The sequence below is a fragment of the Cellulosimicrobium sp. MI9406 genome (genome assembly GCF_040595865.1).
Taxonomy (GTDB): domain Bacteria; phylum Actinomycetota; class Actinomycetes; order Actinomycetales; family Cellulomonadaceae; genus Cellulosimicrobium; species Cellulosimicrobium funkei.
Genome location: NZ_JALIZI010000002.1, coordinates 506,568 through 522,433, shown reverse-complemented (window position 1 = coordinate 522,433; position 15,866 = coordinate 506,568). Strand labels below are relative to the sequence as shown.

Below are 15,866 nucleotides of genomic sequence, written 5' to 3'. Positions count from 1 at the left end.
TGATGAAGGAGCGTCCATGAGCGCGACGACACCGACGCGGCGACGTCGGTCCGCACCCGAGGTGCGGGCCGAGGAGATCGTCCGCGCCGCCCGGGAGCTCTTCGTCGAGCGAGGCATCGCGAAGACGTCCACCACGGACGTGGCGGAGCGCGCCGGCGTGGCGCGCGGGCTCGTCTACTACTACTTCGCGGACAAGGACGCGCTCGTCGACGCCGTGCGCGACGAGTACGTCGAGGAGTTCACCGCGGCGGTCCGCGCCTGGGACGCCGCTCGCGAGACGGGCGACATCGACACCGCGCTCGTCGACTGCGTGGCGATGTTCCGCACCTACCTGCGCGCGATCGACCCGCTGCGCGCCGACCTCCGGCGCCCCGAGAACGGCGGGCTCTACGACCGGTTCCTCGACCGCGCCGTCCGCGCGGTCGTCGCGTGCCTCGAGGCAACCACGGTCGAGGCCTACGCGGCACGGCACCGCGTCCGGATCACGCACGTCGCGGAGACGTTCTACGTGCTCGTCTACGGGCTGGTCGGACTCGTCCGGAACTCCCCGGACGTGGACGACGCGGCCCTCGCGACGATCGTGCGCCAGACGCTGCACCTGGACGAGGAGAGCTCCTCGGACGGGTGATCCCGGGTCTCCGGCGCGCCGGGACCCGGAAGCCCTCCGAGCGCGCACCGTTCCCGGGTGGCGTGGGACCGCCCGGTCGTCCCCCAGGAGAAGACGACATGTTCTTGTTCGACTCGATCCCGTGGCAGGCAGCCGTCATGTGGTTCGTCGTGCTGGCCGCGCTCATCGCGCTCAACGAGCTCGTGCGCTGGTCGAAGACCGCCGCCGTCGGGATCTTCGTGGTCCTGCCCGTGGTGCTGACGATCTTCGTCTGGCCGCAGACGGCGGGCGCCGGCTCCTCGACCGGCACGTGGTTCCACTGGGTCAAGGTCTACTCGGCCCTCGCGGGCTGCATCGGCTTCATGCTCCTGCGCTACAGCCCTCGGCTGCGCGCCATGCGGTACGCCCTGCTGTTCCCGCCCGCGATCCTCGGGCTCAACATCCTCGAGGCCGTCATCCGGGACTTCCAGGTCACGGGGATGGACGGAGTGGTCGACGGCGTCGTCATGGTGGGCGGCCCGTGGAACGTCATGAACGGGGTCGCCGGCATCCTCAACCTCGTCACCATCTGCGGGTGGGTCGGGATCTTCGTGACCCGTGACCGGTTCCAGGACATGATCTGGCCCGACATGATGTGGTTCTGGATCATCGCCTACGACCTCTGGAACTTCGCCTACGTCTACAACTGCGTCGGTGACCACGCGTTCTACGCCGGTGCCGCCCTGCTGATCTCGTGCACCATCCCCGCCTTCTTCCTGCGCAAGGGGGCTTGGCTCCAGCACCGTGCCCACACCCTCGCGTTCTGGATGATGTTCACCATGGCCGTCCCGGCGTTCGTCTCCGACTCGCCGTTCGCGGTGCAGTCCTCCCACGACCCGACGGCGCTCTTCGTGGTGAGCCTCGTCTCGCTCCTCGCGAACGTCGCCGTCGCGGTCTACCAGGCGTACGTGATCGTCTCGCGGCGTCGCAACCCGCTGCGCGACGAGCTGTACGTCGACCACGCGTCCTACCGCCGGCTCGCCGCGGAGCGGCCCGCGGCGCGCCCTGCGGAGCATGCCGTGCCCGCGGGCGTCGCGGCCACCTCGGCCTGACGCGCCGGCCACCGGCCCGCGGCGCCGCTCCGGCGTCGCGGGCCGGTCGCGTCCCTGCGCGGCCGGGGTGCGCGACGACGCGTGGTCGCCGTAAGGTGGCGCGGCCATGACCGACCACCGCGTCCACGTCGTCACCGACTCCACGGCCTCCCTGCCCCCCGGGCCCGACGAGCGGCTGCGCGCCGTCCCCCTGCACGTGATCGTCGACGACGAGTCGCACCTGGAGGGCGTCGGCCTCACCGCCGAGGACGTCGCGGCGCACCTCCAGGCCGGCCACCGGGTGACCACCTCGCAGCCGACGCCGCGCGCGTTCGGCGAGGCGTACGCCGCGGCGGCCGCGGCCGGCGCGCGCGAGATCGTCTCCGTGCACCTCTCGGGGGAGTTGTCGGGGACGGTGCACGCGGCGGCGCTCGCGGCCGCCGACGCCCCGGTCCCCGTGCGGGTCGTGGACTCGCGGACCGTCGCGATGGGGCTCGGCTTCGCCGCGCGCGAGGCGGCAGCGGCCGCGGCGGCCGGGGCGGGGTCGGACGTCGTCGCGCGGCGGGCGATCGAGGTCGCCGACGCGAGCCGCGCCGTCTTCCTCGTCGACTCGCTCGACCACCTGCGCCGCGGCGGCCGTCTCAGCGCGGCCTCGGCCGCGCTCGGGACGGTGCTCGGTGTCCGCCCGCTGCTGGCGGTGCGTGACGGCAGGATCGACGTCGTGCAGAAGGTCCGGACCCGGTCCGCCGCCGTCGAGCGGCTCACGACGGTCGCCGTGGAGTCCGCGGACCGACGCGTGCGGCCCGCGCTCGCGGTCCACCACGTCGGGGACGACGACGGTGCCGACCGGCTCGCGGTGACGCTCACCGAGCGCACCGGCCTGGACGTCGTCGTGACGCCGGTGAGCGCGGTGCTCGGGGCGCACGTCGGCCCGGGCGTGCTCGCCGTCGTGGTCGCGGACCTCGCCGACCGCGGCTCCGGGGCAGGGGACCTCTCGACGACGACCTGAGGTGCCGACCGCGCGGCCCCTAAGCGCGTGGCCGTGCACAAGCCGGGCGCCTCGTCGCCTCCTCCACAACCCGGCCCGAGGCGCCCGCAGGGCGCGGCGCCCTCGCCCTAGCGTCCACGGCGTGAGCACACCTCGGCACGAGCCCCGCCAGCACGCCCGCCCCGGCCGCGACCCCGGGAGGGACGGCGCCGTCGTCCGGCAACGCCTGCGGGCGGTCGCCGGGTCCGGGCGGCCTGCCCTCGCGTGGCACCCGGCGACCGCCGCGCTGCCCCGGGTCGACCCGCCGGAGACGAGCCCGGTGCGAGGCGAGCGGTGGTCGTGGGAGCCGCGCGAGGCGGTGGGCGTCCCTGCGTCGGACGTCCCTGCGCCGGACGTCGTCCCGTCCTGGCACCGGCGTCCTGGAGCGCCGGGCGACCCCAGGTCGTCCGGCGCCGACGGGTGGCTGCCGTCGCGGCCGGAGCCGGAGGAGAGTGCGCCGTCCGTGCCGTCCGTGCCGTCCGTGCCGTCCGTGCCGTCTCTGCCGTCCCCGCCGTCCGAGGTGCCGGAGGCTGGCGAGGCCGTCGGTCCCGCCGCCCCCCGGGAGACGGCGCGGTCCGACGACGAGGCGCCCGCCGCCACCGTGGACGGAGAGGCGGACGGAGAGGTGGATCGCCTCCGACGGCGCGCGGCGCAGACGGCCGCGAGCGCGTACACGGCCGCGCACGGGCACCCGACGGCCCACTCCGGGTTCGGCGACCTCGCCGAGGAGGGCGGGCGCCGGCGGGCGCTGCGGCCGCGGACCGCAATCATTGCTCTGGTCGTGGTGCTGCTCGTCGCGGTCGGTGTCGCCGTGCTGCGGGCGCCGGCCGGGGGTGTCGAGCCCATGGCGCGCGTGGATGCCCCCGCCGCGGCAGTGGCAGCCGGTGACGGCGCCCAGGCCGGTTCGGACGCGTCGCCCGCCGCGGCGGGTGGTGCCGCCGCCGACGGTGAGGGGGAGGCCGCTCCCGGTCCTGGCACAGCAGCGGCGGGGACGCCGGACGGGGTGGTCGTGCACGTCGTCGGGCAGGTGGCAGCGCCGGGCCTGGTGACCGTCGCGACGGACGCCCGCGTCGCCGACGCGCTCGACGCGGCCGGGGGAGCGACGCCCGACGCCGACCTCGCCGCGCTCAACCTCGCGCGCGCCGTGACCGACGGCGAGCAGATCCACGTCCCCCGACCCGGCGAGGCGATCACCGCGCCACCGCCCGCCTCCCCGGGCGCAGCCGCCACCGGTGGCGGGGGTGCGGGTGGCGCGGTCGTCGACCTCAACGCCGCCGACGCCGCCGCCCTCGACACGCTGCCCGGCATCGGTCCCGTGCTCGCCGAGCGCATCGTCGCGTGGCGCGACGAGAACGGGCCGTTCACCGCCGTCGACGAGCTGGGGGAGGTCAGCGGCATCGGCCCCGCGGTGCTCGAGGACGTGCGCGACCTCGTGCGCGTGTGACCGACCTCCGGCTCGTCCCCGCGGCGCTCGCGGCCTGGGGCACCGCGTTCGTCGCCGTCGGGACCTCGGCGGCGGACGCGCTGCACGGGGCGCGCGCCACGGCCGTCGTGCTGTGCTGCGTGCTCGTCGCCGGCCTCGTCGCGCTGCGTCGCGGGGCGACCTTCCCCGGGACGTCCGACGCAGGCGTCGGTGCGGGCGTCGTCACCGTGCCCTCCGGCCCGGCGACCGGTGCGGGCCCCCGCCGGTCGGACGGACCGCGGCCCGGCGCACCCGTCCGGCCACGTGCCGGTCGGCCGGTTGGGCCGCGGACCGGGTCATCGGTCGGCGTGCGCGTGCTCGGGCAGGTGGCGCTCGTCCTCGCGTGCGTGGCCGCCGTCCTCCTCTCGGGCGGGGTCCAGCTCGCCGCGCGGGTCCCGCTCGACGCGCTGGCCGACGAGCGTGCGACGGCGACCCTCGCCGGGACGGTGCGCTCCGCCGTCGAGCCGCGGACCGACCCGTGGTCGGGGTCGGCCGACCGGCACGAGGTGCGGGTGACGGTCGACCAGGTCACCGCACGCGGCGCGACCGTCCCGGCGGCGGGGCCTGTCGTCGTGTCCGGCACGGGGGACGGGTGGACCGACCTCGCGTACGGGGCGGACGTCGTGGTCACCGGCCGGCTCGACGTGCAGGGGGACCGGACGTTCCTGCGCACGGACGGCGCACCACGCGTCGTCGACGACCCCGGGCGGTTCCTGTGGGGTGTGCACGCCATGCGGCAGAGCCTGCTCGACGCGACGGACGGGCTCAGCCCGCAGGCGCGCGGGCTCGTGCCGGGGGTGGCCGTGGGGGACACCTCGCGGCTGGACCCGGAGCTCGACGAGGCGATGCGCACCACGTCGCTGACGCACGTCACGGCCGTGTCCGGCGGCCACTTCGTCATCGTCGTCGCGTGCGTCGCGGCGCTGTGCGTCCTGCTGCGGGCGCCGCGAGCAGTCCGCGTCGTCGTCACGGGCGCGGCGATGGTGGGTTTCGTCGCGCTGGTCCACCCGGAGCCGAGCGTGCTGAGAGCGGCGGCGATGGGGGTGGTCGGCGTGGTCGGCATCGCGCTCGGCCGCCCGTCCCGCGCGGTGGCGGCGCTCGGGGCCGCCGTGGTCGTGCTCCTGGTCGTCGACCCGTGGCTGGCACGGTCGTACGGCTTCGTCCTCTCCGTCGCCGCGACCGCCGGGCTGGCCCTGCTCACGGCGCCGATCGCCCGCCGTCTGGCACCGTGGTGCGGACGGACCACCGCGCACGTCCTCGCCGTCCCGGTGGCAGCGCAGGCGGCGTGCGCCCCGATCGTCGTCCTGCTCGACCCGAGCGTGAGCACGTGGTCCGTCCCGGCGAACCTCCTGGCCGCACCGGCGCTCGGTCCGGCGACGGTGCTCGGCGTCCTCGCGACGCTCGTCGCGCCGTGGTGGCCCGGTGCCGCGACCGCGCTCGCCTGGACGGCGGGGCTCTTCACGGGCTGGATCGCGGGCGTCGCCCAGGTCTTCGCCGCCGCGCCCGGCGCGCGGGCGCCCTGGCCCGAAGGCGTCGGAGGAGCCGCGCTGCTCGCCGCGCTGACTGCCGTCGCGCTCGCCGTGGTCCTCCGCTCGCGCGCCCTCCAGGACGCGGGGGAGCGCCGCACGCTGCGTCGCGCGACGTCGCCGTCCCTGCGGGTGCGCCTCGCCGGGGGGTGGCGTCGCGTCACCCGGTCGTCACGCCCCGACGCCGGGCCGTTCGGACGGGCCGACGGCGCGCACCCCGCCCTCGCTCCGCGGGCGAGAGCCCGGTCTCGTGCGCGCGTCGCGGTCGTGGTCGTCGCGCTCGTCGCGGTGCCCGTCCTGCTCGTCGTGGTGCTCCGGCCGCTCGGTGTGACCGCGGGACCGGTCCCCGCGGACTGGGCGGTCGTGGCGTGCGACGTCGGGCAGGGCGACGCGCTCGTCGTGCGCTCGGGATCGCGCGCCGCGGTGGTCGTGGACGTCGGGCCCGCAGGCGCCGCAGCGGGGTCGTGCCTGGACGACCTCGGGGTCGAGCGGGTCGACCTGCTCGTCCTCAGCCACTTCCACGCGGACCACGTCGGCGGCCTGGAGGCGGTGCTCCGCGGCCGGGAGGTCGAGCGCGCGCTCGTGAGCCCGACGGCGGAGCCCGCGGCGCAGGCCGAGCGCGTGCTCGGGGACCTCGCGGACGCGGGCGTCCCGGTACAGGTCGCGCGGCCCGGGGAGACAGGCGCGGCGGGCTCAGTCGGCGCTGCGGGCGCTGGGGGCACCGCGGGCGTTGCGGGTGCCGGGGGATCCGGCGAGAGTGTCGGCGACGGCGCCTCGTGGGAGGTGCTGCAGGCCGGACCGGGTGACGCGAACGACGCGAGCGTGGCGCTCCTCGTCCGGGTGGCGGGACTGGACGTCGTCGCGCTGGGCGACCTGGAGGACGCGGGGCAGGCGGCGCTCGCGCGGACCCTGGGCGAGCGGGGCACGGGACCGGTCGACGTCGTCAAGGTCGCGCACCACGGCTCGGCCACCCAGTCCGACCGGCTCGCGCAGGTCCTGGCACCGACGGTGGCGCTCGTCAGCTCGGGCGAGAACACCTACGGCCACCCCACCGACCGGGCGCTCGACCTCTACCGCGGGGTGGGCGCGACGGTGCTCCGGACCGACGCGTGCGGCACCGTGGCGCTCGTCGTGCGCGACGACGTCCTCTCCGCCGCGGGATGCGGGTGACCGCGCCCGAGCGTGCCCCCGCACGGGCACCCGGGCACCCGGGCACCCGAGCGGCCGAGCACCCGGTGCCCCGGTGCCCCGGTGGCAGGGCGCCCCTGACGCCCGGGTGTCGTCGGTGCGGCGTCGCCGGAACTCCTGCGAGAGTCGCGGACCGCAGCCTCGGGGCGCGTCGGCCGGCACCGCCGGTGGGCGGCTCGTGGCAGGCTTGGGCCATGCCCGCGCCGACCCGCACCGCCCGTCCGTCCGCCGGCCCGTCCCTCGCGTGGGACGACGTCCGGCTCGCGCCCGTGGTGCTCGTCCAGGGGCCCGAGTCGCTCCTCGCGGAGCGTGCCGTCGACGCGATCGTCGACCTGGCGCGCGAGCGCGACCCCGAGGTCGAGAAGGTGACGATCGAGGCCGCGACGTACCAGGCCGGGATGCTCACGGTGGCGGCGAGCCCGTCGCTGTTCGGCGAGGCGAAGGTGGTCGTCGTCGAGGGCGCCGAGTCCGCGACGGACGCGCTCGTCGCCGACGTCGTGGACTACGTGCCGGTCGCCGACCCGGCGACGACGGTCGTCGTCGTGCACGGGGGCGGCGTGCGCGGCAAGCGCATGCTCGACGCGATCAAGGGCAGCGGCGCCCCGGTCGTCGCGGTCGAGGCGATCAAGAAGGACTCCGACAAGGTGGCGTTCGTCAACGCCGAGTTCCGCAGGGCGCGTCGACGCATCGACGCGTCGGGCGTGCGGGCTCTCGTCGAGGCACTCGGCAACGACCTGCGGGAGCTGGCGGCCGCCTGCAGCCAGCTCGTCACGGACACCGACGGCACCGTGAGCGAGGCCGTGGTGGACCGGTACTACGGCGGCCGGGTCGAGGCGACCGGGTTCCGGGTCGCGGACGCCGCGGTCGCTGGGAACGCGGGGGAGGCCGTGGCGCTCCTGCGGCACGCGCTCGCGACGGGCGCAGACCCGGTGCCGCTCGTCGCGGCCCTGGCGATGAAGCTCCGCGCCCTCGCGAAGGTCGGCGCGATGCGTGGCCGTGGCGGGGTGGCGGCCAAGGACCTGGGGCTCGCGCCCTGGCAGGTCGACCGCGCGCGCCGCGAGCTCGCGGGCTGGACCCCGGAGGGGCTCGCGACCGCGATCAGCGCCGTCGCGCAGGCCGACGCCGAGGTCAAGGGCGCGGGGCGTGACCCGGTGTTCGCCGTCGAGCGGGCCGTGCTGACGATCGCGCGGGCCCACGGCCGCTGACCAGGTAGCCGCCCGTTCGGCCCCGGGCTCGGGGTCTCGGCTCGGCACGGCGTCGGCGGCGGGCTCCGACCGGGCACCCGGTCCCGCGCGGTGCCGACGGCCAGGACGAGGCGCCCGACCCCGGACGCACGAGGGGCGCCGACCCGTGCGGGTCGGCGCCCCTCGTGGGAAACCCGTGCGAGCGTCGCGACGATCAGCGTGTCACGACACCGCGGGCGAACCGTGCGCTCAGAGAGCGTTGACGGACTTCGCGATGGCCGACTTGCGGTTCGCGGCCTGGTTCGCGTGGATGACGCCCTTCGAGACGGCCTTGTCGAGCTTGCGGGACGCCGCCTGGAGCGCGGTGGTCGCCGCGTCCTTGTCGCCCGCGGCGACGGCCTCGCGCACGCGGCGCACGTACGTCTTGAGCTCGGACTTGACTGCCTTGTTGCGCAGACGAGCCTTCTCGTTCGTGCGGATGCGCTTGATCTGGGACTTGATGTTGGCCACGTGTGGACTTTCTGGTTCTGTTCGCCGGAGCGAGCGGATAGGTCGTAGAGGGCGACTCCAGCTCCGGGACTGGGGTGGGGAACCCGTGGAGAGGTGCTGGAGCTGTGCCCGCCGACCTGGGCGGACACGCAGCCATCAAGACTACCAGCGGTCCGGCCGTGGCCCTAATCGCTCGTGCGGCCGCCGGAGCGGCGCCTCGCGCGGCCCCGAGGCTCGCGCGAGAGCCGGGACCACCGCCTCAGCGGTGCCGCGAGATCCCCTCGACCACGCGGTCGAAGACGTCGCGCCCGACGACGGCACCCTCGCGGCGCACAGCGGCCGGGTCGACGCGCACCACGCGGTCCAGCCGGACCTCGCTGTCGCGCCCCTGCGCGTCCCACGGGCCCGACCCGATGTCCAGCCAGTACCGCCCCCAGCGCGCCTCGTCCCGCGCGTCGCGCGAGTGGTCCTTGCTCGTGAGCATCACGCCGAGGAGCCACGGGCCGTCCGACCCGACGAGCAGCACGGGCCGGTCCTTGCCCTGCGAGTGGTCCTCCTCGAACGGGACCCACGTCCAGACGATCTCGCCGGGGTCCGGGTCGCCGTCGGGCCGCGGCGCGTACTGCGCACGCACCGCGCCCTCGAAGTCGCCCGGGTACGCCCCGGCGGCGGCGCCCCGACCGCCCGTCGTCCCGGCCGGGCCCGGTCGTCCGCCCGCCGCGGGGCGGGGTCGAGGACCGGGTGCAGCACCGGGACGCGGGCCGGGCCGCGGCGACGGCGTGCGGTCGGCGGGGCCGTCGCCCGACGGCGTCCGCTCCCGCCCCGGGGCCTGCGTCGCCGCGGTGCCCTGGCGCGCGCCGCCCTGCCCCGCGCCCTGCGAGCGCGTGAGCCCGGAGACCACGGCGCGCGCCGCGTCGGTCAGAAGTCCCAGCCATCGGTTGCGTGCCACGCGCGCACCCTACCGGGCGGACGCGCGTCCGCCCGGCTGCCCGGACGGTGCACGTCACCCGGCCAGGACGGCGTCCACCTCGCGCAGGAAGTCGTCGAGGTCGCCGGGGTCGCGCGACGTGACGAGCGTGTACCCCTCGTCGTCGCGCACGACGGACCGGTCGACCCAGGCGCCGCCCGCGTTGAGCACGTCCGTCTCGAGCGACGCGTAGCTCGTGAGGGTCTTGCCCTCGACGGCGGCCGCCTCGACGAGCGCCCACGGGCCGTGGCAGATCGCCGCGACCGGCTTGCCGGCGGCGGTGAACGCGCGCACGAGGCTCACGGCGTCGTCCTGGAGGCGCAGCGCGTCGGCGTTGATCGTCCCGCCCGGCACGAGCAGCAGGTCGTACTCGGCGGGGTCGGCGTCGGAGTGCGTGAGGTTCGGGGTGACGGTGCGACCGGGGTCCTTGTCGCCCACGAGGGTCTGCACGTCGTCGGCGGACGTGGCCGCGACGTCGACCTGCACCCCCTCGCCGCGCAGGTGCTCGAGCGGGACCACGAGCTCGTCCTGCTCGACGCCGTAGTTGGTCACGATCGCCAGCACGCGGCGCCCCTCGGGGCGGCCGGAGGTGCGGTGCTCGGTGTCCTGGGCCATGAGCGCTCCTCTCGTCGCCGGTCGGCCCGGTGCGGCCGGCCGGTCCTCCACGCTAGGTCGGCTCGCGGTGCCCCGCAGGGCGGGCGGGTGCCCGACGCCGGACGTGGGACAATGGTCGTTCCCGCCCGCCCGAGAGCGACCGTCGGCGCGCCGCCCCGAGCGCGCGGCCCCGACCCGCACGCCACTCCCAGGAGCGCACCCGCGTTGTCCCCGATCCCCAGTGCCCAGCTGAGCACCCGCATCCAGCCCGCGGCCACGCCGCCCGAGCTGATCCGGAACTTCTGCATCATCGCGCACATCGACCACGGCAAGTCGACCCTGGCCGACCGCATGCTGCAGCTCACCGGTGTCGTCGAGCCGCGCGCCATGCGCGCGCAGTACCTCGACCGCATGGACATCGAGCGCGAGCGCGGCATCACGATCAAGTCGCAGGCGGTCCGCATGCCGTGGGCCGTCGTGGCGGACGGCGTGGAGACGCCGCACGCGCTCAACATGATCGACACCCCGGGGCACGTCGACTTCACGTACGAGGTCTCGCGGTCGCTCGCGGCGTGCGAGGGCGCGGTGCTGCTCGTCGACGCGGCGCAGGGCATCGAGGCGCAGACCCTCGCGAACCTGTACCTCGCGATGGAGAACGAGCTCGAGATCATCCCCGTGCTCAACAAGATCGACCTCCCGGCGGCCCAGCCCGAGAAGTACGCGGAGGAGCTCGCGAACCTCGTGGGCGGCGACCCGGACGACGTGCTCAAGGTCTCCGGCAAGACGGGCGCCGGCGTCGAGGCGCTGCTCGACCGCATCGTCGAGCGCGTGCCCGCGCCGGTCGGCGACGCCGACGCCCCCGCGCGCGCCATGATCTTCGACTCGGTCTACGACACCTACCGCGGCGTCGTGACGTACGTGCGCGTCGTGGACGGCAACCTCAACCCGCGCGAGCGCATCGTCATGATGTCGACGCGCGCGACGCACGAGCTGCTCGAGATCGGCGTCATCTCGCCCGAGCCGATCGTCACGAAGGGCCTCGGCGTCGGGGAGGTCGGCTACCTCATCACGGGCGTGAAGGACGTGCGCCAGTCGAAGGTCGGCGACACGGTGACGAACGCGGCGAAGCCCGCCGCCGACGCGCTCGGCGGCTACTCCGACCCGAAGCCCATGGTCTTCTCGGGCCTGTACCCGATCGACGGGACCGACTACCCGGTCCTGCGTGACGCGCTCGACAAGCTCAAGCTCAACGACGCCGCGCTCAACTACGAGCCGGAGACGTCGGTCGCGCTCGGCTTCGGCTTCCGCGTCGGGTTCCTCGGCCTGCTGCACCTGGAGATCGTCCGCGAGCGCCTCGAGCGCGAGTTCGACCTCGACCTCATCTCGACCGCGCCGAACGTCGTCTACGACGTGACGCTCGAGGACGGGACGCTCGTCAACGTGACGAACCCGTCGGAGTTCCCGGGCGGCAAGATCAAGCAGGTCAGCGAGCCGGTCGTGCGCGCGACGATCCTCGCGCCGAGCGAGTTCGTGGGCACCGTGATGGGGCTGTGCAACGACCGCCGCGGCCAGATGCTCGGCATGGACTACCTGTCCGAGGACCGCGTCGAGCTGCGCTTCACGCTCCCGCTCGCCGAGATCGTGTTCGACTTCTTCGACCAGCTCAAGTCCCGCACGCGCGGCTACGCCTCGCTCGACTACGAGCCGTCGGGCGACCAGGTCGCCGACCTCGTCAAGGTCGACATCCTGCTCCAGGGCGAGCAGGTGGACGCGTTCAGCGCGATCGTGCACAAGGACAAGGCGTACGACTACGGCGTCATGATGACGGCGAAGCTCAAGGAGATCATCCCGCGCCAGCAGTTCGAGGTGCCGATCCAGGCGGCCGTCGGCGCGCGCGTCATCGCCCGCGAGACGGTGCGCGCCATGCGCAAGGACGTCCTCGCGAAGTGCTACGGCGGTGACATCAGCCGCAAGCGCAAGCTGCTCGAGAAGCAGAAGGAGGGCAAGAAGCGCATGAAGAACATCGGGTCCGTCGAGGTCCCGAAGGACGCCTTCATCGCCGCGCTCTCCTCCGACGCCGCGGGCGGCAAGGACGCCAAGGACAAGTCGAAGAAGTGAGCCCGGCGCTGCCCGAGGGCGAGCCGGTCCCGCCCGACGGCTCGCTGCCCTCCTGGGTCGCGGGAGGCGCGGGCGGCACCGTGCCCGCGACCCGCGGGTTCGGGGTCTACCTGCACGTCCCGTTCTGCTCGGTGCGGTGCGGGTACTGCGACTTCAACACCTACACGGCGTCCGAGCTCGGCGGTGGCGCGAGCCAGGCGTCGTACGCGAGCACGGCGCTGCGCGAGATCGACCTCGCCGCGCGCGTGCTGCACGACGCGGGGCTGCCCGAGCGGCCCGTCTCGACCGTCTTCGTCGGCGGCGGCACGCCCACGCTCCTGCCTGCCGGTGACCTCGGCCGGCTGCTCGGCGGCGTGCGCGACGCGTGGGGGCTCGCCCCCGACGCCGAGGTGACGACGGAGGCGAACCCGGACTCGGTGACGCCCGAGTCGCTCGCCGAGCTCGCGGCCGCCGGGTTCACGCGCGTGTCGTTCGGCATGCAGTCCGCCGTGCCGCACGTGCTCGCGACGCTCGAGCGCACGCACGACCCGCGCCGCGTCCCGGACGTCGTGCGCTGGGCGCGCGACGCCGGCCTCCAGGTCTCGCTCGACCTCATCTACGGCACGCCGGGGGAGAGTCTCGACGACTGGCGGGCGAGCCTCGAGGCCGCGCTCGCGACCGGGGTCGACCACGTGTCCGCGTACGCGCTCGTGGTGGAGGCGGGGACGAAGATGGCGGCCCAGGTGCGGCGCGGGGAGGTCGCGCTCCCGAGCGAGGACGACCAGGCCACGAAGTACGAGCTCGCCGACGAGCTGCTCACGGCGGCGGGCCTCACCTGGTACGAGGTGAGCAACTGGGCCCGTACCGACGCGGACCGCTGCCGCCACAACCTCGCGTACTGGCGCGGTGACGACTGGTGGGGGGTCGGGCCCGGCGCGCACTCCTACGTCGCGGCGGCCGGTACCGAGCCTGCGGGGGCGTCGCCCGAGGACGCCCGCGTCGGCGTGCGGTGGTGGAACGTGAAGCACCCCCGTCGGTACGCGGCGCTGCTCGAGGCGGGCACGAGCCCCGCGGCGGGGCGCGAGCTCCTCACGCGCACGGAGGGCCGGCTCGAGCAGGCGATGCTCGGCGTGCGGCTGCGCGAGGGTCTCGACCTCGCGGTCCTCTCCTCGGAGGGACGCCACGCCGTCGCCGGGCTCGTCGCGAACGGGCTGCTCGACGGCCGCGCAGCGGTCGCCGGTCGTGCCGTGCTCACCCTGCGAGGGCGGCTGCTCGCGGACACGGTGGTCCGGACGATCACGGACGAGTGACGTCGGCCCGGGTCCACCGCGACCCGGGCGCGGCCCGCGAGGACGAGGCCCTCGGCGGCACCACCCTGCCCGCCGCCGTGCGACGGCCGCGGTGCTCGCCGCGCGGTCCGGGCCGTGAACCGCCAAGGTGGACCCAGCACGTCGACGGAGCGTGCAGCCCGCAGCACGTGACGACGAGGAACGAGGTGCACGATGACCGACCCCACGAACCCGGGCGGCGAGCCGCCCCGCGACGACGAGCACACCCCCGCCGACGGCGCGGGCGGCCCGCGACCGGACGCCACGCCACCGGCCGGTCCCGGATCCGGCCGGCCCGACGCCGCCCCGTCCGGGGGCGACGTCCCGCCCGCCTCGCCGTACGGCCCGGGCGGAGGAGCGCCGCACGACCCGGCCGCACCGCCGTCGGGCCCGCCCGCGTACGGGGCGCCGGGTGCCTACGGCGCCCCGGCCGGTGCGCCGGACGGCGCGGCCGGGGGACCGGCGACGCCCCCGCCGGGCGCGTACCCGCCCCCGTCCGGTGCGTACCCGCCGCCCGCCGGGGGGTACCCGCCGCCGCCCGGGTCGTACCCGGGTGCCGCCGGAGGGTACGGGGGCCAGCCCGGCTACGCGGGCCCGGCGTTCGGCGTCGGCGACGCGATCTCCTACGGGTGGCGCCGCGTCACGTCGAACCTGGGGCCGTGGATCCTCGTCGCGCTGATCTTCCTCGCCGTCAACATCGCGTGGAGCTGGATCACGGGCGGGTTCGACCAGTTCCAGGACCAGTTCGACTACTCCGACACGAACTTCGCGGCCCTCGGCGGCCTCACCTTCACGAGCGTGCTGCTCGGGGTCGTCGGCACCGCCATCGGCTACCTCATCACCGCGTTCTTCACGCGCGGCGCGCTCGACGAGGTGGACGGGCGTCGACCCGACGTCGCCGCGTTCTTCCGCATCGGCAACGTGCTCAACGTGCTGCTCGCCGCCCTCATCGTCGGCATCCTGTCCGGCATCGGGCTCGTCCTGTGCGTCCTGCCCGGGCTCGCGATGCTGCTGTTCTCGGCGTTCGTGTACTACGTCGCGCTCGACCAGGGCGTCGACGCGATCACGGCGATCCGCACGAGCTTCTCGCTCGTCGCGAAGAACTTCGGGCAGGTGTTCCTGCTCCTGCTCGCCCTCGTCGGGATCAACATCCTCGGCGCGATCCCGTGCGGTCTCGGGCTCTTCGTGACGATCCCGCTGAGCTACGTCGCCGTCGGCTACGCCTACCGCCGTCTCACGGGCGGCGTGCCGGCCGCCTGACACCCGGCCGACGCTGTCGCCGTGCCCCGGTACCGCCCGTCGGTGCCGGGGCACGGTGCGTCACGAGCGCGGTGCGTCTCGAGCGCGGTGCGTCCCGGGCGCCCGCGACCGGTCAGGGCGCGGTGACGAAGTCGATGAGCTCCTCGACGCGCCCGAGCAGCGACGGCTCCAGGTCGGCGTAGGTGCGGACCGTGCCGAGGATGCGCTGCCACGCGCGGCCGACGTCCTCCGCGCTCTCCGCCGGCCAGCCGAGCTCGCGCAGGATCCCACGCTTCCACTCGGTGCCGCGCTCGATCACGGGCCATCGCTCGAGGCCGATCCGGGCCGGCTTCACCGCCTGCCAGACGTCGACGTACGGGTGCCCGAGCACGAGCACCGTGCCCGCGGGCGAGCGCCGCAGCGCCTCGTCGGCGATCCGCCGCTCCTTGCTGCCGGGCACGAGGTGGTCCACGAGCACGCCCACGCGACGCTGCGGCGTCGGGCCGAAGTCGGCGAGCGCCGCCGCGAGGTCGTCGACGCCGTGCAGCGGCTCGACGACGACCCCCTCCACGCGCAGGTCGTCGCCCCACACCTTCTCGACGAGCTCGGCGTCGTGCTTGCCCTCGACCCAGATGCGGCTCCCGCGCGCGACGCGCGCCCGCTGCCCGACGACTGCCCGCGAGCCCGAGGCCGTGCGCGTCGGCGCGGCGGGGGCGCGGGAGGTGACGGGCGGGGTGAGCTCGACGGGCGCGCCGTCGACCCAGAAGCCCGGCCCGAGCGGGAACGTGCGGGTCCGGCCCGCGCGGTCCTCGAGCACGACGACGTGCATCCCGCCCGACTTCTCGACCCGGACGACGGCCCCGACCCACCCGGTCTGCACCTCCTCGACGACGAGGCCGCGCTCCGCGGGCTGCGGGCGCGACACGGGCCGCGCGCGGTGGTGGGTGGGGGCGGGCGTGCCGCCGAGGACGTCGGAGCCGTAACGGTCGAAGGACACGGCGTCACCCTAGGCCAGCGTCCGCCGCTCACCACCGAGATCGCCCCGTGCGTCGCCGGATCGGCCGCCCGCGGGAAGGTCCCGGGCGCCC

At 75.6% G+C, this 15,866-nt stretch carries 13 protein-coding genes; 9 read left to right on the top strand and 4 right to left on the bottom strand.

All coding sequences use genetic code 11. The features are described 5' to 3' along the window. Positions 1-16 precede the first annotated feature (16 nt). From MT994_RS05375 to holA, 6 genes are all read left to right on the top strand, one after another. Positions 17-628: a helix-turn-helix domain-containing protein gene (locus tag MT994_RS05375; RefSeq protein WP_354805426.1), complete on the top strand. Its 612-nt coding sequence runs from the start codon at positions 17-19 to the stop codon at positions 626-628. A 98-nt stretch (positions 629-726) separates the two neighbouring features. Then, positions 727-1,698 (top strand): DUF5692 family protein, encoded by a 972-nt coding sequence (locus tag MT994_RS05370; RefSeq protein ID WP_354805425.1) that lies wholly within the window; start codon positions 727-729, stop codon positions 1,696-1,698. Positions 1,699-1,804: 106 nt separating this feature from the next. Beyond that, positions 1,805-2,686 carry a DegV family protein gene (locus MT994_RS05365; protein ID WP_354805424.1) on the top strand — a complete coding sequence of 294 codons (882 nt, stop codon included), beginning with the start codon at positions 1,805-1,807 and terminating at the stop codon, positions 2,684-2,686. A gap of 643 nt (positions 2,687-3,329) precedes the next feature. After that, the gene (locus MT994_RS05360) at positions 3,330-4,148 is read left to right on the top strand and encodes a helix-hairpin-helix domain-containing protein (protein WP_354805422.1); all 819 of its coding nucleotides are present in this window, start codon (positions 3,330-3,332) and stop codon (positions 4,146-4,148) included. Continuing rightward, positions 4,145-6,862, top strand: coding sequence for a ComEC/Rec2 family competence protein (locus tag MT994_RS05355; RefSeq protein WP_354805420.1), 2,718 nt, complete (start codon positions 4,145-4,147; stop codon positions 6,860-6,862). The genes MT994_RS05360 and MT994_RS05355 overlap by 4 nt, the downstream gene beginning before the upstream one ends. Positions 6,863-7,074: 212 nt before the next feature. After that, complete coding sequence (gene holA / locus MT994_RS05350) at positions 7,075-8,085, top strand: DNA polymerase III subunit delta (protein WP_076405569.1); 1,011 nt, start codon at positions 7,075-7,077, stop codon at positions 8,083-8,085. Between the two features lie 228 nt (positions 8,086-8,313). On the opposite strand, the gene rpsT is transcribed toward holA, so the two are convergent. The 3 genes from rpsT to MT994_RS05335 form a co-directional block, all read right to left on the bottom strand. Beyond that, entirely contained in the window at positions 8,314-8,574 is a 261-nt protein-coding gene (gene rpsT, locus MT994_RS05345; RefSeq protein WP_043659362.1) for a 30S ribosomal protein S20, read from the bottom strand. Positions 8,575-8,812: 238 nt separating this feature from the next. Then, entirely contained in the window at positions 8,813-9,502 is a 690-nt protein-coding gene (locus tag MT994_RS05340; protein ID WP_354805419.1) for a type II toxin-antitoxin system PemK/MazF family toxin, read from the bottom strand. Positions 9,503-9,556: 54 nt separating this feature from the next. After that, positions 9,557-10,135, bottom strand: a complete 579-nt coding sequence (locus tag MT994_RS05335) for a type 1 glutamine amidotransferase domain-containing protein (RefSeq protein ID WP_021479818.1) — start codon at positions 10,133-10,135, stop codon at positions 9,557-9,559. Between the two features lie 204 nt (positions 10,136-10,339). Between MT994_RS05335 and lepA the strand changes: the two genes are divergently transcribed. The 3 genes from lepA (at position 10,340) to MT994_RS05320 (ending at position 14,799) form a co-directional block, all read left to right on the top strand. Further along, the gene (gene lepA / locus MT994_RS05330; RefSeq protein WP_021479819.1) at positions 10,340-12,232 is read left to right on the top strand and encodes a translation elongation factor 4; all 1,893 of its coding nucleotides are present in this window, start codon (positions 10,340-10,342) and stop codon (positions 12,230-12,232) included. Continuing rightward, complete coding sequence (gene hemW, locus MT994_RS05325; protein ID WP_354805417.1) at positions 12,229-13,521, top strand: radical SAM family heme chaperone HemW; 1,293 nt, start codon at positions 12,229-12,231, stop codon at positions 13,519-13,521. The genes lepA and hemW overlap by 4 nt, the downstream gene beginning before the upstream one ends. Before the next feature lie 192 nt (positions 13,522-13,713). Further along, complete coding sequence (locus tag MT994_RS05320) at positions 13,714-14,799, top strand: hypothetical protein (RefSeq protein ID WP_354805416.1); 1,086 nt, start codon at positions 13,714-13,716, stop codon at positions 14,797-14,799. 112 nt (positions 14,800-14,911) lie between these two features. Here MT994_RS05320 and MT994_RS05315 read toward each other — a convergent pair whose 3' ends face one another. After that, positions 14,912-15,775 carry a DUF3097 domain-containing protein gene (locus tag MT994_RS05315; RefSeq protein WP_076405563.1) on the bottom strand — a complete coding sequence of 288 codons (864 nt, stop codon included), beginning with the start codon at positions 15,773-15,775 and terminating at the stop codon, positions 14,912-14,914. Positions 15,776-15,866 lie beyond the last annotated feature (91 nt).

What these genes read in the sequence shown, in the direction of transcription:
- MT994_RS05375 (WP_354805426.1), top strand. Translation starts at nt 17, where the DNA reads ATGAGCGCGACGACACCGACGCGGCGACGTCGGTCCGCACCCGAGGTG.
- MT994_RS05370 (WP_354805425.1), top strand. Translation starts at nt 727, where the DNA reads ATGTTCTTGTTCGACTCGATCCCGTGGCAGGCAGCCGTCATGTGGTTC.
- MT994_RS05365 (WP_354805424.1), top strand. Translation starts at nt 1,805, where the DNA reads ATGACCGACCACCGCGTCCACGTCGTCACCGACTCCACGGCCTCCCTG.
- holA (WP_076405569.1), top strand. Translation starts at nt 7,075, where the DNA reads ATGCCCGCGCCGACCCGCACCGCCCGTCCGTCCGCCGGCCCGTCCCTC.
- MT994_RS05335 (WP_021479818.1), bottom strand. Translation starts at nt 10,135, where the DNA reads ATGGCCCAGGACACCGAGCACCGCACCTCCGGCCGCCCCGAGGGGCGC.
- MT994_RS05320 (WP_354805416.1), top strand. Translation starts at nt 13,714, where the DNA reads ATGACCGACCCCACGAACCCGGGCGGCGAGCCGCCCCGCGACGACGAG.